Here is a 19,469-nt window from a genome sequence, read left to right on the forward strand (position 1 = left end):
TGTGGACGATCATGCTTCCCCCATCTATCCGCCGGCGAGCTCCACGAACGGCGCCAAGGCCGCCGGGTTGGCCAGCGCGTCGCGGCTGACGGCCCGGTCGGGAGCCACACCGGCGAGGATCTTCTTCACCGGTACCTCACACTTCTTACCGTTCAAAGTCCGGGGAATCTCCGAAACCACGACGAACCGATCGGGTACATGCCGCGGTGACAGCGCGCTACGGAGCTCCTTCTTCAGCCGGGGCTCGACGTCTTCGAGCGAAGCACCGCCGGCGAGGACGACGAAACAGATCAGCTGCCCGTCCTCGTTGCCGGCCGCCGAGGTGTCCACGACCAGGGAGTCCGCGATCTCGTCGTAGCCCTCGACGACCCGGTAGAACTCCGCCGTGCCCATCCGGACGCCGCCGCGGTTGAGCGTCGAGTCGCTGCGGCCGTAGATCACCGCCGAGCCGCGGTTCGTGACCCGGATCCAGTCGCCGTGGCGCCACAACCCCGGGTACATCTCGAAGTACGCCTCACGCAGGCGCGAGCCGTCCGGGTCGTTCCAGAAGAACACCGGCATCGACGGCATCGGCTTCGTGATGACCAGCTCGCCGACCTCCTCGACGACGGCGTTGCCCGCCTCGTCGAACGCGTTGACCGCGGCGCCCAGCGCCGGGCAGGACAGCTCCCCCAGCCACACCGGGACGTCGGGCGCCGACGCGACGAACGCCGCGCACAGGTCGGTGCCGCCGGAGACCGAGCAGATCTGGACACCCTTGCCGACCTCGTTCACGATCCAGCGGAAGCCCTCGACGCTCAGCGGCGCCCCGGTCGAGCCGAGCGCGCGCAACGCCGTGAGGTCGTAGCGCTCGGCGGGCTTGATGCCGGCCTTCAGGCAGCTCTGGATGAACGGCGCCGACGTCCCGAAGTACGTGACGCGGTGCTGCTCGGCCAGGTGCCAGAGCGCGTTGAGGTCCGGGTGGCCGGGGCTGCCGTCGTAGAGCACGATCGTCGTGCCGACGAGCAGGCCGGAGATGAGGAAGTTCCACATCATCCAGCCGGTGGTGCTGAACCAGAAGAACCGGTCGCCGGGACCGAGGTCCGTCTGCAGCGCGAGGGCCTTGAGGTGTTCGAGGGTGATGCCGCCGTGGCCGTGCACGATGCCCTTCGGCAGGCCGGTGGTCCCCGACGAGTAGAGCACCCACAGCGGGTGCGCGAACTCGACCGGCTCGAACAGCAGGGGCGCGCCCGCGTGCTTCGCGAGCAGCTCGGTCCAGTCGAGCGCGCCGTCCAGCCGGCCCTCGCCGACGTACTCGACGAGCACGGTCGCGGCCAGCGACGGCAGCTTCGCCCGCAGGTCGGTGACTGTTCCCCGGATGTCGAACTGGCGGCCGTTGTACGCGTAGGCGTTGACCGCGAAGAGCACTTTCGGCTCGATCTGCACGAACCGGTCCGCGATCGCGCGGACGCCGAAGTCCGGCGAACAAGACGACCAGATCGCCCCGATGCTCGCCGTGGCGAGGAACGCAACCAGCGTCTGCGGGCAGTTCGGGGCCAGCGCGACGACGCGGTCGCCCTTGCCGACGCCCAGTTCGAGCAGCGCCGCCCGCGCGGCGCCGACCTGGGCGCGAAGCTCGCCGTACGTGAGGTGGTCCGCGAGGCCGTCTTCGCGGTGGAAGATCACGGCTGTTTCGTCGTCGCCCTTCGTGGCCCCCGCGACGCCGGGGGTGAGCGCGTGCTCGGCGTAGTTCAGCGTGGCGCCGTCGAACCAGACCGCGTTCGGCATCTCGCCCGAGAGCACCTCGCCGGGCTGGTCGTGCCAGCGGACGCCGAGGAAGTCCGCGACCGCCGTCCAGAAGTCCGGGCCGCGCTCGACGGAGAACTCCCAGAGCGAGCGGTAGTCGTCCACCTCGACGCCGCGTTCGGCGCGCAGCCACTGGCGGAAGGCTTCGATCTTGGTGTCGGCAACGTGGCTCGGCTCAGGGCGCCAGAGCACTTCGGGGGCGTCGGCGGTGTGCGTCACGTCACGACTGTAATACCGCTCAACGCAGGTGGGCGTCGAACCAATTCAGGGTTCGCTGCCACGCCTCGGCGGCCGCGCCCGGGTCGGCGTCGAAGCGGTGGTTCGCGCCCGGGTAGTGGACGACGTTGGTGGCGACCTTCGCCGACGCCGCCGCGTCGCGCAGCCGCTCGACCTCGGCGCCACCCGCTTCGTCGCCGGCGTCGCCGTACATGCCGAGCCACGGGCTGGTGAGCTTCCCGGCGATCTCGACCAGCGCGGGCAGTTCGGCGGCCTGCTGCCCGCCGACGCTGACGGCCGCGCCCAGCCGGCGGTGCGAGGCGACGACGAGCGCCGCGGTGCCACCGAGGTCGAAGCCCATCACGCCGAGCAAGTCGGCCTGGACCCCGCGGTCGACGAGCCAGGCGAGTGTGATGTCCGTCGCGTCGAGCAGGTCCTGCTGCGTCAGCTCCGCGTTCTCGAGGTGCGGCGTGACGGTCAGCCAGCCTTCGAGGGCGAGGCTGGCGAGCAGCAGTTTCACACCGTCGGTGACGCCGTCCGCCTCGTGCAGGACCACCAAACCGCCGCGTAGCGACCCTTCCGGTTCCGAGAAGGTCAGGGTCAGGGCCCGGCCGTCGGTGCGCTGGTAGTCCACGGTGCTGGTCGACGTCATTGCGTCACTCAATCACTTGGAGGTGAACGGAAGGAACCCAGTCTCGCAGGTCTCCTGGTGAGATACCGCCTGAAGGGAGTCGCGGGGCGGCGGCCGGAAAAGATACGGTGACTGGGTTGTCCCGTTCAACCGGAGGAGCGCCGAAGATGTCGTCCGTGTCCCCTCGTGCCGACCTCGAATCGTTGCCGAAGTACGTTCCCGGCCGGACGATCGAAGGCGCGATCAAGCTGGCGAGCAACGAGGTGCCCGGCGGTGCGCTGCCGAGCGTCGCGCAGGCCATCGCCGAGGCCGCGGCCGGTATCAACCGCTACCCCGACACCGGCTCGCAGGTGCTGCGCGAGCGGCTGGCGCGCGAGCTGGACGTGCCGGTGGAGCGCGTCGCGATCGGCTGCGGCTCGGTGTCGCTGTGCCAGCAGACGATCCAGGCGGCCTGCGCCCCCGGCGACGAGGTGCTCTTCGGCTGGCGGTCGTTCGAGGCCTACCCGATCGTGACGCAGGTGGCGCACGCGAAGCCGGTGCTGGTCCCGATCACCGAGGGCCAGGAGCTGGACCTCGACGCGATGCTCGCGGCGATCACCGACCGGACGCGCGTGGTCTTCGTCTGCAACCCCAACAACCCGACCGGCACGGCGATCCGGCGCGCGGAGCTGGAGCGGTTCCTCGACGCCGTCCCGCAGCGTGTGCTGGTGGTGCTGGACGAGGCCTACAAGGAGTTCGTCACCGACCCCGAGGTGCCCGACGGCGTCGAGTACACGCGGACGCGCTCGAACGTCATGGTGCTTCGCACGTTCTCGAAGGCGTACGGCCTCGCGGGCCTGCGCGTCGGTTACGCCGTCGCGCCGGAGCCGATCGCGGACGCCCTTCGCCAGGTGTACGTCGCCTTCTCGGTGAACATGCTGGCCCAGGTGGCCGCGCTGGCGTCGCTCGACGCGGCCGACGAGCTGCTTGCGCGCTGCCAGGAGATCGTCGCCGAACGCGGGCGGGTGCGCGACGCACTGCTCGCGGCCGGGTACCAGGTGCCCGAGACGCAGGCGAACTTCGTCTGGCTGCCGCTGGGTGACCAGGCCGTGCCGTTCGCCGAGCACGCGCTGGACCGCAAGCTGGTGGTGCGGCCGTTCGCCGGCGACGGCGTGCGCGTGACGATCGGGACCCGCGAGGAGAACGACCTCTTCCTGGCCGCGGCGCGCGACTTCAGTCGCTGAACTGCTTGACGACCAGCTGGATCACGGCGGCGACGCCGATCACGACGATGACGCCGCGCAGCACCGCCGGCGGCAGCTTCCGGCCGATCTTCGCACCGAGGAAGCCGCCGGCGGTCGAGCCCACGGCCAGCCACAGCACGACGGGCCAGCTGATCGGCGCGACGAACGCGTAGATCACGCCGGCGACGACGTTCACCACGGCGGCGAGGACGTTCTTGACGCCGTTGAGCTTCTGCAGCGGTTCGGACAGCAGCATCCCCATGACCGCCATCAGCATCACGCCCTGCGCGGCGGTGAAGTAGCCGCCGTAGATGCCGATGAGGAAGATGAAGAACATCAGCAGCGGGCCGGCTTTGTGCTCGGTTTCGCCGTTCTCTTCGCGGCGCTTCGCGACCCACTTCGAGACGCGCGGCTGCACGATCACGAGGATCACGGCGAGGCCGACGAGCACCGGGACGACGGCTTCGAAAGCGTCCTTCGGCAGCGACAGCAGCAGGATCGTGCCGCCGATGGCGCCGAGGAACGACGCGACGGCGAACTTCGCGGTCTGCCGCCAGTAGCCGGTGAGCTCGTGCCGGTAACCCCAGGCGCCGCTGAGGGTGCCGGGCGCGAGGCCGATGGCGTTGGACGTCGTCGCGGTCACGGGCGAGTAGCCCAGCGCCACGAGGACGGGGAACGTCACCAGCGTCCCCGACCCGACGACGGCGTTGATGGTGCCCGCCCAGATCCCGGCGACCACCACGATCACCGCGTGCCACCACGTCATTTAGCACTCACGTGCGGAGCCTAAGCATGTCGGCGCGGGGCCGCGAAGCGGATGGGCCCAGATGTGGCAGGCGAGACAGTCACTTCGGGGTGAACACGCAGAATTCGTTCCCTTCCGGGTCGGCCAGCACGTCCCATTCGATGTCGTCGTCGCGGGCGCGGACCAGGGTCGCGCCCAGGTCCAGCAGTTCGGTCTTGTCGCCGAAGACGTCCAGGTGCATGCGGTTCTTGCCCGCCTTCGGCTCCGGGACCGGGTTGAGCCAGATCAACGGCCCGTCGCCGGCCGGGTCGACGATCGGGACCGGCCAGCCGGCCGGGCGTTCGTCGCCGGTGAGGGAGTCTCGGCGGACGTACCCCATCGCCCGGCACCACCAGTCGGCCAGGGCCTGGTGGTCGGTCGCGTCGAGGGCGAGGTCCTTGAACCGCGCGGTCATCGCGCTCCTTCCGGTACGTGGGCGGGTACCACTTCGGACGCCACCCGCCAGCCGAGCGCGCCATACAGGCCGCGCCCGGCTTCCGAAGCCAGCAACGCACTCGACTTCGCACCGGCCGCGATGCCCAGGCGGTGCACCACCACCCGGCCGAGCCCGCGCCGCCGGTGGGCGGGCTCGGTGCTGATTCGGTCGAACACCGCCACGCGGCCGGCCGCCGCGACCCGGCCGTGGGCCGCCTCGTCGCCGTCGGAGGTCACCGCGACGGACCACACCGGCCGGCCGCCGTGCACCGCCACCTCGTACCCCGCCGGCACCTCGGCGGGCGGGATGCCGCCGTCGAACGTCATCAGGTACTCCGTCTCCCCCGTCTCCCATTCGGGTGTCAGGCCCGCGAGCACCGCGGCCCGCGCGCCGCACGTCTTCAGCCACCTGCCCGGCTCCTCCACCGGCGCCGATACCGCCCGTGAGACCGCCCAGCCCCGCACCCACGCCCCCAGGATGTCCATGTCCGCGATCATGACAGGCACCCCCGACAGTTTCCGCAAGCTGAGAGGATGGGCGGCGTGGACACCGAGCAGGTCTGGAGCGCGACCGTCGACCGGCTGCGGTCGCTGATCGACTCCGGGAAGCTGCCGCCGGGCTCGCGGCTGCCCGCCGAACGCGTGCTCTGCGAGGACCTGGGCATCAGCCGGGGGTCGCTGCGGCAGGCCCTGCGCGTCCTCGACTCCATCGGGTACGTCCGGATCCGCGCCGGCTCCGGCACCTACGTCCGCGAGCAGCGGGAACAGCCCCTGCGGACGTGGTTCACCGAGCACGACCAGCTCGTCGAAAAGCTCTTCGACCTGCGCGCGACCGTCGAGCCGACGCTCGCCGAACGGCTCGCCGGGCAGGCGAGCGCGAAGACCGTGAGCCGCCTGGAGGACAACGTCGCCGAGATGGCGCGGGCGGCCGAGGACGGCGACATGCTGCACGTCATCGCCGCCGACGCCGAGTTCCACCGGGTGATCGCGCAGAACGCGGGCAACGACGACGTCGCCGGGCTGCTGCGGTCGGTCCTCGCCCTGGTCGGCGAGGAGCGCCGGGCGGCGCTGCGGCTGCCGGGCCAGATCCGCAAGGCGGTCGACGACCACCGCGCGATCCTCGACGCGATCCGCCGGTCCGACCCGGCCGCGGCCCGCGAGCTGACGCTGAAGCACCTCGTCGACGCCAAGACGTACGCGCACGACTTCGCCGCGGAGGAACGCTGATGGAGAAGGTGCACTTCACCGAGGAAAAGGCCACCATGCTCGCCACGTTGTACGGCCGAGCGCTCGACAGCCGCGAGGCCGACCCGATCCTCGGCGACCGCGCGGCCGACGAGGCCGTCCGCCAGATCGACTACGACTTCGCCAGGCTCGGCATCAACCGCGACACCGCCGTGAGCGTCGTCCTGCGCGCGAAGCCGATCGACGCGTGGGCCGCGGAGTACCTGGCGGAGCACCCGGACGCGATCGTGCTGCACCTGGGCTGCGGGATGGACACCCGGTTCCAGCGGCTGGCGCCGCCGCCGACGGTGCACTGGTACGACGTCGACTACCCGGAGGTGGTCGAGCTGCGCGAAAAGCTGTACGCGGCCGCGCCGAACCACACGAACATCGGCACGTCGGTGACCGATTTCGAGTGGCTGGACCAGGTGCCGCCGGACCGGCCGGCGCTGATCGTCGCCGAGGGTTTGACGATGTACCTGACGCCTGCGGACGGCACGGAGTTGATCCGGCGGCTGGTCGCGAAGTTCCCTTCGGGGGAAGTGATCGGCGACGTGTTCAGCAAGCTGGGCATCAAGGCGCAGAAGCTGAACACCCCGGTCCGGCGCGCGAAGGCGACCCTGAAGTGGGGCATCGACGACCCGCACGAGCTGGAGCGGTACGGCCTGACGCTGGTGTCCTCTTTGGACGCGGCGCACTGGTCGACGCCGGAGGTGCTGGCCCGGCTGCGGCCGGTCACGCGGTTCCAGTTGCGGACGCTGAAGTACTTCCCGCCGCTGGCGCGGATGGCGCGCATCGTGCGGTACCGCTTCTAGCGCGACTCCAGCACCCGTGCCACGAACTTGTGCAGCTTCTCCTCCAGCCGCGCGAGGCGTTCCTCCAGGGTGAGCGTCTCGTACGGCTGGGGCACGTCGGACTTCAGCTCGCCGCGGACGTACTGGCAGCAGCCGAGGTTCGCGCACGCGTAGGTGCCCAGCGTGTTGCCCTCGCGACCGGCCTTCCCGGCACGCCGGCCAGAGAACAGCGTGATGTCGGCGAGCCCGTGGGTCGTGGTGCAGAAGCCGCAGATGTTGCTGCGCAGGCGTGACTTCGGCGCCGGGGCGGCACGCAGGGCGAGCCCGACCACCTCGCCGCGGAAGGGCAGCACGAGGTAGGCGCGCGAAGGCGCCTTCGGGTCGCGCCAGCCGAGGAACTCCCGCTTCGCCCACGGGATGTCCTCGGGCCGGGCGGGCAGCGTCACGCCCTTGGCTTCGCCGCGGGTGCAGTTGACGAACGAGGCCCGGATCTCGTCCTGGCCGAGTGGGTCCATGATCCGCACGGTAACCAGCGGGCACCGGCGGTGGCCACGCATTTTCGGCCGTACGATCAACGCCGTGCGCAAGATCGCCGTGAAGAACTTCCGGGTCGTGTTGCGCACCAGCCTGGGCTTCGCCGGGCTCGGCGTCGGCTCCAGCGTCGCCGGCTCCGGCGTAGTCGCGCTGCTGCTCCTCCTGCAAGGCCTGCCCGGCGACGTCGGCGACCGCGGATGGGTCCTCGGCCTGACCGCCGCCGCCATCGTGGCCGGGTCGCTGCTCGCCGGGACGCTCTGGACCGCCTGGCTGCAGCGGCGGACCGCCGTCTGGTTCGTGCTCGGCCGGCCGCCGTCGGAAAGCGAAGCCCGCCGAGCCCTGCGGCTGCCCGTCGACATGGCCGTCGTCAGTGGCACCCTCTGGCTCATCGGGACCGTCGTGCTCAGCGTGCTGGCCGGCGTGCTCGGGTCCGGTGAAGACGCCGTCGGCATGGCGACCGTCATCGGGCTCGGCGGCCTCACCACCGTCGGGCTCACCTACCTCGCCGCCGAGTGGGTCGCGCGCCCCGTGATGACCATCGCGCTGGCCGTCCTGCCGCCGCGCGGATCGCTGCCCGTCACCGTGCTCACCCGGCTCGTCGTCACCTGGGCGCTCGCCAGCGGGGTCCCCTTCGTCGGCGTCCTGCTCGTCGCCACGCCGCCCGACCTCGGCTCCGGCAACCACACCGCCAGCCTGATCATGCTGTCGGTCATCGGCCTCGCGGTCGGCGCCATCGGGACCGCGCTGCTGGCCCGGGCCGTCGCCGCGCCCCTGCACCGGCTGCGCGTGGCCCTCGACCGGATCGCCCGCGGCGACAACGAAGTCGCGGTCGACGTCGACGACTCCAGCGAGATCGGCCTGCTCCAGACGTCGGTCAACCAGCTCGCCGCCGGGCTGCGCGAGCAGGCGCGGATGCGGGACCTGTTCGGCAGGCACGTCGGCGCCGACGTCGCCCGGCACGCCCTCGAACACGGCGCGTCGCTGTCCGGCGACGTCCGCGAGGTCACGGCGTTGTTCGTCGACGTCGTCGACTCGACCGCGCTCGCCTACCGCACCCCGCCGGAAGAGCTGGTGCGGAAGCTGAACCGCCTGTTCGCCGCCGTCGTCTCCGCGGTGAACGCCCGCGGCGGGCTCGTCAACAAGTTCCAGGGCGACGCCGCGTTGTGCATCTTCGGCGCCCCGACGCGGCTCTCGGACGCACCGACGGCCGCGCTCGCCGCGGCCCGCGCGATCCGGGACGAGGTGTGCGCGGACGGCGAGCTCGACCTCGGCATCGGCGTCTCCGGCGGCCCGGTGTTCGCCGGGCAGCTCGGCACCAGCAGCCGGCTCGAGTACACCGTGATCGGCGACGCCGTCAACGAGGCCGCGCGGCTGACCGAGCTGGCCAAGGCGGTGCCATCACGGATCCTCGCCAGCGACGCCGTCGTCTCCGCCGCACTGCCGAGCGAACGCGCGCACTGGGAGAAGCACGGCGAGCTCGAGCTGCGCGGCCGCCAGGAGGCGACGCCGACCTGGACGGCCCGCCCGGAACCTCAGGACAGCTGACCCAGATCCGGCCAGCGCAGCACCGTCGAGCCCCAGGTCAGGCCCGCACCGAACGCGCTGAGCAGCACGCGGTGCCCGGGCGCGAGGGTGCCGTCCGCCTGGGCGTCGGCCAGGGCGAGCGGAATCGACGCGGCGCTCGTGTTGCCGACGCGGTCGATGTTCGCGACGACGGCGTCGGCCGGCATGCCGAGCTGCTTCGCCGTCGCCTGCAGGATCCGGATGTTCGCCTGGTGGCCGACGAAGCGGTCGACGTCGCCGACCATCCAGCCCGCGCGGTCCAGGACGGTCCGCGACGACTCGGCCATCCGCGCGCACGCGTGCCGGAACACCGCGGTGCCCTGCATCGCGAGGAAGCGGTCGCCCGGCTGGTCGGACAGCCGCCGCCGCGCGCCGCCGGCCTCGACCCACAGCAGGTCGGCGTGCTCGCCCTCGCTGTGCAGATCGAACGGGCCGAACGCGCCGGGCTCGTCGGGGTCGCCGGCCCGCAGCAGGACCGCGCCCGCCCCGTCGCCGAAGATCGGGACGGTCGTGCGGTCCTCGGGGTCGATGAGCGTGGTGAAGGTGTCGGCGCCGATCACCAGGACGCGCTCGGCGATGCCGCCGGCGATGAAGCCGGCCGCCGTGGCGAGCGCGTAGACGAAGCCGCTGCAGACGGCGTTGACGTCGAAGGCCGCGGCCGTGCCGAGCCCGAGCCGGGCGGCGACCTGCGGCGCGCTGGCCGGGCAGGGCTGGTCGGGGGTCGACGTCGCGAGGACGACGGCGTCGGCGGAGGCGCCGCCGAGTGCTTCGCGGCCCGCCCCGACCGCGAGGTCCACAGTGGACTCCTCGGGCCCCGCGACGCGGCGCTCCCGGATGCCGGTGCGGGTCCGGATCCACTCGTCCGTGGTGTCGAGCCGGGCGGCGATCTCGTGGTTGTCCAGGACTTTCGTCGGCAACCACGAGCCGAGGCCGGTCAGCACGGCGGCAGGTGCGGGCACGGGAGAGCCTCCCCACGCCGGCGGGTTGGCGGAGCGACCGGCTGGTCTTCCACTTCTATGGGCTACCCCCTGGTAGACCGGTGAGTTGTGTTCCAGGTCACGAAAAAAGTTGTTTCACTTTCGCCTGGGACGGAGTAGTGAGCGGCGTCACGGTGGAGTGAGCCGGCAGCGAACTCGCGGCAAACCGTCGGGGGTCCCGGTTAGCCTGCTGGAGTGCAGACACCCGACCTCGACCAGCTGGACATCGCCATCCTCGCCTGCCTCCAGGAGGACGCCCGCACGATCGCCGAGACGATCGGGGCGAAGGTGGGTCTCTCCGCCGCGGCGGTGCAACGGCGGATCAAGCGGCTGCGCGAGGCGGGCGTCATCGAGCGCGAGGTCGCGGTGCTGTCGCCGGCGGCGCTCGGGCTGAGCATGACGTTCGTGGTCATGGTCGAGCTGGAGCGGGAGAACCTCGCGGTGCTGGACGCGTTCCGCCGCCAGGTCCTGGCCGACGACTGCGTCCAGCAGTGCTACTACGTCACCGGCAACGCCGACTTCGTGCTGGTCGTGACGTGCCCGAACATGGCGGGCTTCGAGGCGTTCACCCGGCGGATGTTCTTCGACAACCCGAACGTCCGGCACTTCACGACGAGCGTCGCGATGGACCGGGTGAAGGTCGGGCTCACCCTCCCGCTGGGGCCGTAGGCGGGGTCCAGGACCACAGCTTCTCCGTCTGCTTCCGCACCACCGACGCGGGCGCGCGCATGCCGAGCCGGTTGACCGCGTACCCGAGCCGTGACGTCGTCAGCGCCATCGAACCTTTCCGCCGGGCCATCCGCGCGATGCCGTGGGTCCGCGCGAGCCGGGCGCGGTCGTAGCCCTCGAGCCCGACCGCGGCGAGCGTCACCGCGTCCTCGATCGCCTGGCACGCGCCCTGGCCCATGTCGGGCGTCATCGCGTGGGCCGCGTCGCCGAGCAGGGCCACCCGGCCGCGGACGTACGACGGCAGCGGCGGCAGGTCCGTGACGTCGTTGTGCAGCACCTTCGGTGTCACGTCGAGGAGCGGCTCGACGTGCCAGCCCCGCACTCGGCGCCGGACTTCGGCCAGGTCGTCCTCGTAACGGACGCCCGGCCGGTTCTCGTGCACCGCGAGCGCCCAGTACACCCGGCCGCCGCCGATCGGGTGGACCAGGAAGTACGCGCCGCGGCCGAAGGTGAACGTGCCGGCGTGCTCGACGCCGGGTTCGGTCACGCCCCGCCAGACCGTGTAGCGGAAGCGGGGCGCGATCCCGGGCCACAGCGCCTCGCGGACCGCGCTGTGGATGCCGTCCGCGCCCACCACCAGATCGGCCGTCACCCGTCCGGTGTCGTGGACGACTTCCCCGTCCGGGGTAACGTCGCGGACCGCGCAGCCGGTCCGGACGACGTCCCGCGGCAGCTCGGCGGCGAGCAGGCGGTGCAGGTCCGCGCGGTGGAAGCAGGACAACGGCGTGTCGTGCGCCGGGTCGAAGCGCCGCAGGAACTCCCCCGACGGCAGGCACAGGTTGTACGCGGCTTGCGACGGCGTCGCGGCCGCCCGGACCTTTTCCCCGACGCCGAGCGCGTCCAGTGCCCGCAGCGCGTTCGGCGCGATCGACAGCCCGGCGCCGACTTCGCCCAGCTCGGGTGCGCGTTCGAGCACTTCGACGTCCCAGCCCGCTTCGAGGAGGGCGAGCGCCGCCGTGACGCCTCCGATGCCCGCCCCTGCCACCACTGCTTTCACCGCGGTCCCTCCAGAGCTTCGGCCAGCCAGGCGAAGGTGTCCCGCGCCGCGCGGACGCGGGCGGCGCGCTCGTCGCCGGGTCCGAACAGCGCCAGGCCGTCGTCGGCGATGGCGACGAACGAGGCGAGCGTGGCGATGCGCTCGCGGACCACGCGCGGCCAGGCGTCGTCGTCGATGCGGAAGTAGGTCGTGCGGTCGCCCGGCACGCGCTGCTTGCGGACCAGCCGGGCGGCGGTCAGCAGGTTCATGTTCGAGGTGAGCGACGCCCGGCTCGCGCCGATGGCCTCGGCGATCGCGGTCGCCGACTGGGCGGGCGGGTCGCAGACCATCAGCCAGCCGAGGATGCGGCCGGCGATCGGCGGGATGCCGTACTGCTCGGCGAAGAAGGCCGCGGCGCGCTCCGCCCAGGCTGTTCGCTCGTCCATGCTAGTGGACACTAGCATCTTCTGAAGCAAGATATGCTGGGGTTCTTGGGGGAAGCATGCTTCGACACCGCCGGATCTTCCTGGCCGCGACGCTGATCGACGCGCTCGGCAGCGGGCTTTGGGTGCCGTTCGCGCTGCTGTTCCTGGTGCACGGCCAGGGCATGGGCCTGCTCGACGCGGGCACGTCGCTGAGCACCGGCGCGCTGCTCGCGCTCGTCACGGGCCCGGCGACCGGCGCGGCCATGGACCGCTTCGGGCCGCGGGCGCTGCTCATCGCGGGCAACCTCGTGCGGGTGGGGGCCTTCTGCGCTTATCCACTGGTGCACACCGGCTGGCAGGTGATCGTGGTGTCGGTCGTGGCCGGCTTCGGCGACCGGTTGTTCTGGACGTGCAACGCGCCGATGGTCGCCCGGTTGACGTCGGGGAGCGCGACGGACCGCATGCTGGCGACGCAGACGGTGGGGCGTTTCGCGGGCGCGGGGGTCGGCGCGGCCGCGATGGCGGTGCTGCCGACGATCACGAGCCAGGCGGCGTTCCACGCACTGGCGTACCTGAACGCGGCGAGCTTCGCGGTGGCCGCCGTCCTGATCGCGCTACTACCGGAGCTTTCACGTGAAAGCTCCCACCAGGGAGCGGAGCTTTCACATGAAAGCTCCGCGTCCGGGAGCTGGCGGGCCGTGCTCACCAACCGGCCGTTCACCGGCTTCTGCGTCACCCACACGGCTTTCACGCTCGCCAGCGCGAGCAAGTTCGCCGTCCTCCCCATCGTCGTGCGGGATCTGCTGCACGGTCCACAGTGGATCGCCGGGACCGCGATCACGCTCGGCACCGTGGTCGTCGTCACCGCGCAGCGCCCGATCGTCTCGCTGCTCGCCGGGCGCAGCCGGACCGCCGGGCTCCTCGGCGCCGCGACGCTCTTCGCGGTTTCCTTCGCGCTGCTGATCCCGTTGGAAATCGTCCCCCTGACCGTCGCCGCCGCGCTGATCCTCGTGGCGAGCCTCGGCTTCTCCGTCGCCGAAGCGATGTTCGGCCCCACCGGTACGGCGGCGGCCGCCGCGGCCGCGCCCGCCGGTTCCGAAGGCCGGGCCAGCTCGATCTTCCAGCTCTCCTGGGGCCTGCCCGTCGCGCTCGCGCCCGGGCTGCTGGCCGTCCTGCTCAGCGTCAGCAACGCGCTGACCTGGTCCGTGCTGGCCCTGACCTGCACGGCGGCCGTCCCGGCCCTGCTCGTGCTGCGGAAGAAGCTGCCCGGAGCGCTGCGCGAACCGTCACCGGCAGTCGCCGGGTGAACGCAAGGGGTATGTGCCGGACGTTACACCACAATGGACGGATGCAACCGATCAAGTGAACGTGAGAGTTTCTTCGTCATGACCGTCGTGCCTGGTCATCTCCTCCTCGAACAGTTCGCGCCGCGCGAACCGCCACCGGACTCCAGGAGGGGCCATGCAGACCGACGCCGTTCACCAGAGCCAGTTCGTGGTGCTGAACGAAAGCACCACGCCCGTCCTGTCCCGCCTGTCCTACCACGCCGACGAGCCGTTCGCGGTCACCGTGGCGTTCCGGACCGAGCGCGGCCGGTGGATCGAGTGGACCTTCGCGCGTGACCTCCTGGTCGACGGCCTCGACGAGCCGGCCGGGCTCGGCGACGTCCGGATCCGCCCGGATCTGTCCGAGGACGAAGACTTCCTGACCCTGGAAATCGAGTCACCGGACGGCTATGCGTCGTTCGAGCTCGAAGTCGAGGACGTCCGCAGCTTCCTCGACGCCTCCTACGAACTGGTGCCGCTCGGCGAGGAGAGCGCGCACTTCGACGTCGACGGGCTGATCGAGGAGATCAGCAACGTCTGACCCCTGAACCTCCCAATCCCGCGGCGAGGACGAAGGGCGGGTTTCGAGTGCGCTGGAGGCACTCGAAACCCGCCCTTTCGCTATGCCGGGGTCAGCTGGTCTTCAGGGTGGTGCCGGTGCCGGAAAGCGCGCCGGCGATCGGGTAGAAGTACGTCACGCTGGTGTTGCCGCCGGACAGGATGCCCTGCGCGTAGTTGCCGGCGATGAACCCGCCGCCGGAGTCACCGGCCGCCGAGCGGACGTTGGTCGCGGTCATGCCGTTGACCGTGCCCTCGGCGTAGCGGACGCTCTGGTTCTTGGCGCCGATGGTGCCGCAGGTCCAGCCGGTGGTCGAGCCGGCCTTGCAGACCGACGAGCCGGTCGCCGCGTTCGACGACCCGCGCACCGCGGTCCCGTTGTTCATCTGCGCGACCGGGGTCCAGTTGCTGTTGGTCCGGACCGCCGCGTAGTCGGCACCCGGGAAGCGGTAGGTGATCCAGCTGCCGAGCGAGGCGCCGTTCGACCCGGTCAGCGAGCCGCCGCCGGTGAGCGCGCCGCAGTGGCCGGCGGTGACGAAACCGGTCGTGGTGGCGAAGCCGACCGAGCAGCGCGAAGAGCCGCCGATGTAGTAGGCGTCCCCACCGCGGATGTTGGCGTGCAGCGTGGGTTTCGCGGCCGCGTCGAGGATCGTGACCGACGACTTGTCCACACCGGACTGCGTGAGGAACGCGTCGGCGGCGGCGCGCTGCCCCTGCAGGACGGAGAGCGTGACGCGGTTGGTGACGGAGTCCACGCCCCAGCCGGTGATCGCGTACGGCGCGGAGCTGTCGAGGGCCTTGAACCTGTCCACAGTGGAGTCGAGCTGGCGGGCGCTGAACTTCACGACCTCCGCCTCGGCCCCGGACGCCTGGATCTTCGCGACCGACGCGGCGTCCGTCGTCTGGATGTGCGCCTTGCCCGTGGCGGCGTTGTAGGTGGCGCCGCCGAAGGCGTCGCCGAGCGTCGCGCTGACGGCCTCGGTGACCTTGTTCGCGACGTCTTCGCTCTTCAGCCGCGTCAGCACCTGGTCGTGGGTCAGACCGAGGTCGCGCTGCATGGCGGGCACGATGTCCGGGTTCAGCAGGTCCTGGCCCGACGCGGGAACGGCGACGGAGACGAGCGCGCCCGTCGTCATCACCGCGGCGGCAGCGGCACCGAAGAGTCTGGCGATCTTCATGCTTCTCCCTAGGTGGTTACGCGCGGCTCTGCACCGGCCACGCAGTGGTACTCCCCCGGGTGAGGGTCCCCGCAGTGGGCGTTACGGTGCAATCCGGGCGCCCGGCGAATGGGTATACGCATTCACCCCGGACGAATCCCCTGCTCCAAGCGGTCCGGACCGGCGGCTGTCACCCGGTCGGACAGGTCCTTAAGTAGGGTTTCCGTGAACTACTTTCAGTAGCCGACACACCGCCCTGAACGTGTTAAGCACCGCCGGAACGTGCGAATCGCCGAAGTTTCGTACGCGCGGTGACCCCGGACCGGCCGATCCCGCGGCAAACCGGTGACAGCGGGTAGGCGGACGTGTGACGGTGGTACCGACCACCTATTCGGTTAATGGTTTACGGAGCGTCGAGCGCTGCTTAGGCTCCGCGCACACCCCGGTAGGCGTCGAGGAGGTCGGTTATGTGGCTGACGGCTCCCCGCCCCACCACGGTGAGCGTCCGGTCCGGACCCGCCCGGCTGACCGGCCGCGACACCGAGCTCGACGCCATCGTCGCCGTGCTCAAGCGGCGCCCGGCCGCCGTCCTGATCGAGGGCGAGCCCGGCATGGGCCGCACCCGGCTGCTCGCGGAGATCGGGCGCCGCAAGGAGTTCGACGGCGGCCGCGTGCTCACCGGCGCGTGCCAGCCGCTGCGGGAACCGTTTCCCTACGGGCCCGTCCTGGAAGCGCTTCGCGCGGTCGGCGACGCCCCACTCGGGCCACTCAGCCCGGTCGCCGGCGTGCTGCGGCCGTTGCTGCCGGAGCTCGCGGAAGCGCTTCCTCCGCGCCCCGAACCCCTGCCCGACCCGGTCGCCGAACGCCACCGCGTCTTCCGCGCGGTGCGGGAGCTCCTGCAGGCCTGCGGCCCCACGCTCGTACTGATCGACGACCTCCAGTGGGCCGACGAGGACACCCGCGACCTCATGCGGTTCCTCGCCGGCTCGATGCCGCCGGAGCTGGCCGTGGTGGCCACCCACCGGTCCGCGACCGACGTGCGGCCCGGCCCGCTCGGCGCCCCCTTCCGGACCGACCAGGCCGTCCATTCCGCGCGGGTCGCGCTCGGCGCGCTCGACGTCGCCGCCGTGCGCGCGCTCGCGGTCGAAATCCTCGAACTGCCCCGCGTCACCGACGAGTTCGCCGCGAAGCTGCACGAGTGCACCGCCGGGATCCCGTTCGTGGTCGAGGAAACCCTGCGGGCCCTGCGCGAAGCGGCCGAGCGGCTGCCGGTCGGCGAAGTCCTCTCCGACCGGATGCTGGAGAACCTCGAAGTGCCGGTGCTGCTGCGGGAAGCCGTCACCGAACGGCTTTCCGCGCTCCCTGAGCACGCCGTCCGGCTCGCGGGCGCGGCCGCCGTGCTCGGTGTCGGTGCCGAAGCCGCCGTGCTCGGTGAACTCGCCGGCCTGTCCGACGACTCCCTCCGCACCGCGCTGCTCGCCGCGTTGTCCGGCGGCGTGCTCGGCGAAGTCGGCGACAGCAAGTACGGCTTCCGGCATCCGTTGGCGCGCAAGGCGGTCTACGACACGGTGAGCGGACCGGAACGCGCATTGCTGCACGCGCAGGCGATCCGCGTGCTCGCCGCGCAACCGGCACCGCCGTTGACACTGCTGGCGCGGCACTCCCGCGCGGCCGGCCGCATCGACCAGTGGCGGCACTACGCCGAAGCCGCCGCGGACGAGGCCGTCACCCGCGGCGAGACGTCCCGCGCGATCGACCTCCTGCAGTCCGTGCTCGCCGAGCCCGGCCCGGCGCAGTCGGACATCGGGCGCGTCGCCGGCAAGCTGAGCCAGGTCGCGCTGCGGGGGTTCCGCCCCGACGTGATCGGCACGCTGCAGCGCGTCCTCGAGGAGGTGACGCTGCCGCCGTCGGTCCGCGGCTCGATCCGGCTGAGCCTCGGCATGCTGCAGGTCCGGACCATCGGCGGGCTCGGCCGTGGCCGCCTCGAGGTCGAGCGCGCGGTCGGCGAGCTGACCGACCGGCCCGACCTCGCCGCGCGCGGGATCACGCTGCTCGCCCAGCCGATCGACGGGCTGACGCCGTTGTCGTGGCACGAATCCTGGCGCGCCCGCGCGGGTGAGGTGTACGAGCGGCTCGACGACCCCGAGCTGCGGCTCGCGCTGACCGCCGACCGCATCGCGGCGGCGTCGCACGTCGGCGACGGCTCGGCGTGGGCGGAGTTCGAGGCGCTCCCGGACACCGTCGGCACGGTCGCCGAGCGCGTCCAGCTGGCCCGGCTGTGGTGCAACCTCGCCGACGGCCAGTCGTGGGCGGGCCACCTCGACCGCGCGGAACGGCTGGTGACCGAAGGCGTCCGGCGCGCGACCGACGCGGGCGCGTTGTACGCGATCGGCTTGATCCAGGGCACCCGCGTGCGGCTGGACTGGGTGCGCGGGCGCTGGAGCGGCCTCGCGGAAGCCGCCGAGCAGCTGCGGGACAGCTATCCGGAGCTGGGCCCGATCGTCATGGAGTCGTCGCTGGTGCTCGGCGGGCTCGCGGCTGTGCGCGGCGAGTTCGCCGCCGCGCAACGGCACCTGGCCGCGGCGAGCGTGCACGCGCCGGACCGCGGGCCGATCCCGGTGGTGCTGTCGGCCGCCGGGGTGCTGATCTCGGTGCTGCTGGCGACCGACGACGTCGACGGCGCGTGCGCGGTGGCCGACACGGCGGTGGCCGCGGCCGGGCGCAAGGGCGTCTGGATCTGGGCAGCGGCGCTGGTCCCGGCGGCCGCGCAGGCGTACGCGCGGGCCGGGCGCTGGCCCGAGGCGGACAGCGTGGTCGAGGCGTTCGCCCGGGGCATCGACGGCCGGGACGCGCCGGTCGCCGCGGCCGCGTTGGTGGCCGGCCGGGCGGTGTTGCTGGAAGCGCGGGGCAAGCACCTGGCCGCGGCGACGCTGTTCGACGAAGCCGCGTCGGGGTACGCGGCGCTGCCGATGCCCTATCCCGCGACCGCCATGCGCGAACGGGCGGCGATGTGCCGCCTCGCCGCGGGCAACCGGGACGCCGTCGAAGAGCTGACCGCGGCGGCCGAGGCGTACGAGCAGCTGGGCGCCACCCGCGATGCCGGACGCTGCCGTCACCAGCTGCGCGAGCACGGCGCGTGGGCGCCTTCGCAACGCGGCCGGCGCGGATACGGGAGCGAGTTGTCGCCGCGGGAACGCGAAGTCGCGCGGATGCTCGCGGAGGGACGGACGAACCGGGAGATCGCGGACGGGCTGTTCCTCTCGCCGCGCACGGTCGAACAACACGTCGCCAAGGTCCTGCGAAAACTCGGGGCCCGCTCCCGGACGGACGTGGCCCGCAAGTTGCCCGGCGAAGTGACGACCGCCCCCGCCGGCTGACCCAGCCCGCACTTTCACGTGAAAGTGCCGACCTGGGGGCCGCACTTTCACGTGAAAGTGCGGGGGGTGGCCTAGCGTGGGCCGGTGACTGAAAAGGCACTTCCCGCCTGGCGCCGGCGGACCTCCGGGGAGACGCGCTGGCCCGCGATGGGCGTCGTCGTCGCCACCCTCGTGCTGCAGGTCGTCCTGCCCGACGACATGGCGCTGCAGCCGTGGTGGCTGCTGCCCGCCGTCTCGGGGCTGCTGGTCGTAGCGCTGCTGCTGGTCAACCCGGGCCGGATGTCGCAGTTCAGCGCCGTCGAACGGGTCATCTCGCTGCTGCTCGTCGCCGCCGTGACGGCGGTGAACGCCGGCTCCGCCGTCACGCTCGTCTACCGCATCGCGGCCGGCACGATCGGCGACCACGCCGGGGCCGTGCTGGTCACCGGCGGGATCGTCTACTGGACGAACATCGTCGCCTTCTCGCTCTGGTACTGGGAGTTCGACCGCGGCGGCCCCGGCCGGCGGGCCGCAGGCCGGGCGGAGTTCCCCGACCTGCAGTTCCCGCAGATGGCCGACCCGGACCTGGCGCACCAGGACTGGGAACCGTCCTACCTGGACTACCTCTACTTCTCGTTCACCAACGCGGCCGCCTTCAGCCCCACCGACGTCATGCCCCTGCGGATCTGGGCGAAGCTGACGATGATGCTGCAGGCCATCGTCTCGCTGGTGCTGGCGGTGATGGTGGTCGCCTGGGCCATCAACAACCTGAAGTGA

Annotated in this window: 19 protein-coding genes; 9 read left to right on the forward strand and 10 right to left on the reverse strand. The window is 71.9% G+C overall.

What is annotated here, in order from left to right; all coding sequences use genetic code 11:
* Positions 1 to 24: 24 nt before the first annotated feature.
* Together ABFJ78_RS00985 and ABFJ78_RS00990 are read right to left on the reverse strand one after the other, a co-directional pair.
* Positions 25 to 2,004 carry an acetoacetate--CoA ligase gene (locus tag ABFJ78_RS00985; protein ID WP_436383614.1) on the reverse strand — a complete coding sequence of 660 codons (1,980 nt, stop codon included), beginning with the start codon at positions 2,002 to 2,004 and terminating at the stop codon, positions 25 to 27.
* Between the two features lie 19 nt (positions 2,005 to 2,023).
* Positions 2,024 to 2,653 carry a dienelactone hydrolase family protein gene (locus ABFJ78_RS00990; protein WP_372667815.1) on the reverse strand — a complete coding sequence of 210 codons (630 nt, stop codon included), beginning with the start codon at positions 2,651 to 2,653 and terminating at the stop codon, positions 2,024 to 2,026.
* A gap of 146 nt (positions 2,654 to 2,799) precedes the next feature.
* Here ABFJ78_RS00990 and hisC point away from each other — a divergent pair, with 146 nt between their 5' ends.
* Positions 2,800 to 3,855, forward strand: coding sequence for a histidinol-phosphate transaminase (gene hisC / locus ABFJ78_RS00995; RefSeq protein WP_436383615.1), 1,056 nt, complete (start codon positions 2,800 to 2,802; stop codon positions 3,853 to 3,855).
* Here hisC and ABFJ78_RS01000 read toward each other — a convergent pair.
* From ABFJ78_RS01000 to ABFJ78_RS01010, 3 genes are all read right to left on the reverse strand, one after another.
* A complete protein-coding gene (locus ABFJ78_RS01000) occupies positions 3,845 to 4,621 on the reverse strand; it encodes a sulfite exporter TauE/SafE family protein (protein WP_436383616.1) in 777 nt (258 codons plus the stop codon). The genes hisC and ABFJ78_RS01000 overlap by 11 nt on opposite strands.
* Positions 4,622 to 4,700: 79 nt before the next feature.
* Positions 4,701 to 5,054, reverse strand: coding sequence for a VOC family protein (locus ABFJ78_RS01005; RefSeq protein WP_436383617.1), 354 nt, complete (start codon positions 5,052 to 5,054; stop codon positions 4,701 to 4,703).
* Positions 5,051 to 5,572 (reverse strand): GNAT family N-acetyltransferase, encoded by a 522-nt coding sequence (locus tag ABFJ78_RS01010; RefSeq protein ID WP_436383619.1) that lies wholly within the window; start codon positions 5,570 to 5,572, stop codon positions 5,051 to 5,053. The genes ABFJ78_RS01005 and ABFJ78_RS01010 overlap by 4 nt, the downstream gene beginning before the upstream one ends.
* 36 nt (positions 5,573 to 5,608) lie before the next feature.
* On the opposite strand from ABFJ78_RS01010, the gene ABFJ78_RS01015 reads away from it, so the two are divergent.
* Positions 5,609 to 6,301, forward strand: coding sequence for a FadR/GntR family transcriptional regulator (locus ABFJ78_RS01015; RefSeq protein ID WP_436383620.1), 693 nt, complete (start codon positions 5,609 to 5,611; stop codon positions 6,299 to 6,301).
* Positions 6,301 to 7,113 (forward strand): class I SAM-dependent methyltransferase, encoded by an 813-nt coding sequence (locus tag ABFJ78_RS01020; protein ID WP_436383621.1) that lies wholly within the window; start codon positions 6,301 to 6,303, stop codon positions 7,111 to 7,113. Before ABFJ78_RS01015 ends, ABFJ78_RS01020 begins: the two co-directional genes overlap by 1 nt.
* On the opposite strand, the gene ABFJ78_RS01025 is transcribed toward ABFJ78_RS01020, so the two are convergent.
* Positions 7,110 to 7,607 carry an FBP domain-containing protein gene (locus ABFJ78_RS01025; RefSeq protein ID WP_436383622.1) on the reverse strand — a complete coding sequence of 166 codons (498 nt, stop codon included), beginning with the start codon at positions 7,605 to 7,607 and terminating at the stop codon, positions 7,110 to 7,112. The two genes, ABFJ78_RS01020 and ABFJ78_RS01025, sit on opposite strands and share 4 nt — an antisense overlap.
* Before the next feature lie 64 nt (positions 7,608 to 7,671).
* On the opposite strand from ABFJ78_RS01025, the gene ABFJ78_RS01030 reads away from it, so the two are divergent.
* Positions 7,672 to 9,171, forward strand: coding sequence for an adenylate/guanylate cyclase domain-containing protein (locus tag ABFJ78_RS01030; protein WP_436383624.1), 1,500 nt, complete (start codon positions 7,672 to 7,674; stop codon positions 9,169 to 9,171).
* Here the strand turns inward: ABFJ78_RS01030 and ABFJ78_RS01035 are convergent.
* On the reverse strand, positions 9,159 to 10,148 hold the full coding sequence (locus ABFJ78_RS01035) for a beta-ketoacyl-ACP synthase III (RefSeq protein WP_436383626.1): 990 nt from the start codon (positions 10,146 to 10,148) through the stop codon (positions 9,159 to 9,161). The two genes, ABFJ78_RS01030 and ABFJ78_RS01035, sit on opposite strands and share 13 nt — an antisense overlap.
* 213 nt (positions 10,149 to 10,361) lie before the next feature.
* Between ABFJ78_RS01035 and ABFJ78_RS01040 the strand changes: the two genes are divergently transcribed.
* Positions 10,362 to 10,835 (forward strand): Lrp/AsnC family transcriptional regulator, encoded by a 474-nt coding sequence (locus ABFJ78_RS01040; protein ID WP_436383628.1) that lies wholly within the window; start codon positions 10,362 to 10,364, stop codon positions 10,833 to 10,835.
* On the opposite strand, the gene ABFJ78_RS01045 is transcribed toward ABFJ78_RS01040, so the two are convergent.
* Both ABFJ78_RS01045 and ABFJ78_RS01050 read right to left on the reverse strand, forming a co-directional pair.
* On the reverse strand, positions 10,813 to 11,892 hold the full coding sequence (locus ABFJ78_RS01045) for an FAD-dependent monooxygenase (protein ID WP_436383629.1): 1,080 nt from the start codon (positions 11,890 to 11,892) through the stop codon (positions 10,813 to 10,815). The two genes, ABFJ78_RS01040 and ABFJ78_RS01045, sit on opposite strands and share 23 nt — an antisense overlap.
* Entirely contained in the window at positions 11,889 to 12,317 is a 429-nt protein-coding gene (locus tag ABFJ78_RS01050) for a GbsR/MarR family transcriptional regulator (protein ID WP_436383631.1), read from the reverse strand. The genes ABFJ78_RS01045 and ABFJ78_RS01050 overlap by 4 nt, the downstream gene beginning before the upstream one ends.
* A 56-nt stretch (positions 12,318 to 12,373) precedes the next feature.
* Here ABFJ78_RS01050 and ABFJ78_RS01055 point away from each other — a divergent pair, with 56 nt between their 5' ends.
* Together ABFJ78_RS01055 and ABFJ78_RS01060 are read left to right on the forward strand one after the other, a co-directional pair.
* Complete coding sequence (locus tag ABFJ78_RS01055; protein ID WP_436383632.1) at positions 12,374 to 13,603, forward strand: MFS transporter; 1,230 nt, start codon at positions 12,374 to 12,376, stop codon at positions 13,601 to 13,603.
* Between the two features lie 154 nt (positions 13,604 to 13,757).
* Positions 13,758 to 14,162: an SsgA family sporulation/cell division regulator gene (locus ABFJ78_RS01060; protein ID WP_372667802.1), complete on the forward strand. Its 405-nt coding sequence runs from the start codon at positions 13,758 to 13,760 to the stop codon at positions 14,160 to 14,162.
* A 91-nt stretch (positions 14,163 to 14,253) separates the two neighbouring features.
* On the opposite strand, the gene ABFJ78_RS01065 is transcribed toward ABFJ78_RS01060, so the two are convergent.
* The gene (locus ABFJ78_RS01065; RefSeq protein WP_436383634.1) at positions 14,254 to 15,357 is read right to left on the reverse strand and encodes a S1 family peptidase; all 1,104 of its coding nucleotides are present in this window, start codon (positions 15,355 to 15,357) and stop codon (positions 14,254 to 14,256) included.
* Positions 15,358 to 15,803: 446 nt separating this feature from the next.
* Here ABFJ78_RS01065 and ABFJ78_RS01070 point away from each other — a divergent pair, with 446 nt between their 5' ends.
* Together ABFJ78_RS01070 and ABFJ78_RS01075 are read left to right on the forward strand one after the other, a co-directional pair.
* Positions 15,804 to 18,713, forward strand: a complete 2,910-nt coding sequence (locus tag ABFJ78_RS01070) for an ATP-binding protein (RefSeq protein ID WP_436383636.1) — start codon at positions 15,804 to 15,806, stop codon at positions 18,711 to 18,713.
* A 147-nt stretch (positions 18,714 to 18,860) separates the two neighbouring features.
* Entirely contained in the window at positions 18,861 to 19,469 is a 609-nt protein-coding gene (locus ABFJ78_RS01075; RefSeq protein WP_436385352.1) for a hypothetical protein, read from the forward strand.

It is taken from the genome of Amycolatopsis sp. MEPSY49, from assembly GCF_051337345.1.
GTDB lineage: Bacteria > Actinomycetota > Actinomycetes > Mycobacteriales > Pseudonocardiaceae > Amycolatopsis.

Excerpts from the sequence above, each read along its gene's own strand:
- ABFJ78_RS01075 (WP_436385352.1), top strand. The coding sequence starts at position 18,861 with ATGGGCGTCGTCGTCGCCACCCTCGTGCTGCAGGTCGTCCTGCCCGAC.
- ABFJ78_RS01025 (WP_436383622.1), bottom strand. The coding sequence starts at position 7,607 with ATGGACCCACTCGGCCAGGACGAGATCCGGGCCTCGTTCGTCAACTGC.
- ABFJ78_RS01015 (WP_436383620.1), top strand. The coding sequence starts at position 5,609 with ATGGGCGGCGTGGACACCGAGCAGGTCTGGAGCGCGACCGTCGACCGG.
- ABFJ78_RS00990 (WP_372667815.1), bottom strand. The coding sequence starts at position 2,653 with ATGACGTCGACCAGCACCGTGGACTACCAGCGCACCGACGGCCGGGCC.
- ABFJ78_RS01065 (WP_436383634.1), bottom strand. The coding sequence starts at position 15,357 with ATGAAGATCGCCAGACTCTTCGGTGCCGCTGCCGCCGCGGTGATGACG.
- ABFJ78_RS01000 (WP_436383616.1), bottom strand. The coding sequence starts at position 4,621 with ATGACGTGGTGGCACGCGGTGATCGTGGTGGTCGCCGGGATCTGGGCG.
- ABFJ78_RS01010 (WP_436383619.1), bottom strand. The coding sequence starts at position 5,572 with ATGATCGCGGACATGGACATCCTGGGGGCGTGGGTGCGGGGCTGGGCG.
- ABFJ78_RS01055 (WP_436383632.1), top strand. The coding sequence starts at position 12,374 with ATGCTTCGACACCGCCGGATCTTCCTGGCCGCGACGCTGATCGACGCG.
- ABFJ78_RS01070 (WP_436383636.1), top strand. The coding sequence starts at position 15,804 with ATGTGGCTGACGGCTCCCCGCCCCACCACGGTGAGCGTCCGGTCCGGA.
- ABFJ78_RS01020 (WP_436383621.1), top strand. The coding sequence starts at position 6,301 with ATGGAGAAGGTGCACTTCACCGAGGAAAAGGCCACCATGCTCGCCACG.
- ABFJ78_RS01060 (WP_372667802.1), top strand. The coding sequence starts at position 13,758 with ATGCAGACCGACGCCGTTCACCAGAGCCAGTTCGTGGTGCTGAACGAA.
- ABFJ78_RS01050 (WP_436383631.1), bottom strand. The coding sequence starts at position 12,317 with ATGGACGAGCGAACAGCCTGGGCGGAGCGCGCCGCGGCCTTCTTCGCC.
- ABFJ78_RS01005 (WP_436383617.1), bottom strand. The coding sequence starts at position 5,054 with ATGACCGCGCGGTTCAAGGACCTCGCCCTCGACGCGACCGACCACCAG.
- hisC (WP_436383615.1), top strand. The coding sequence starts at position 2,800 with ATGTCGTCCGTGTCCCCTCGTGCCGACCTCGAATCGTTGCCGAAGTAC.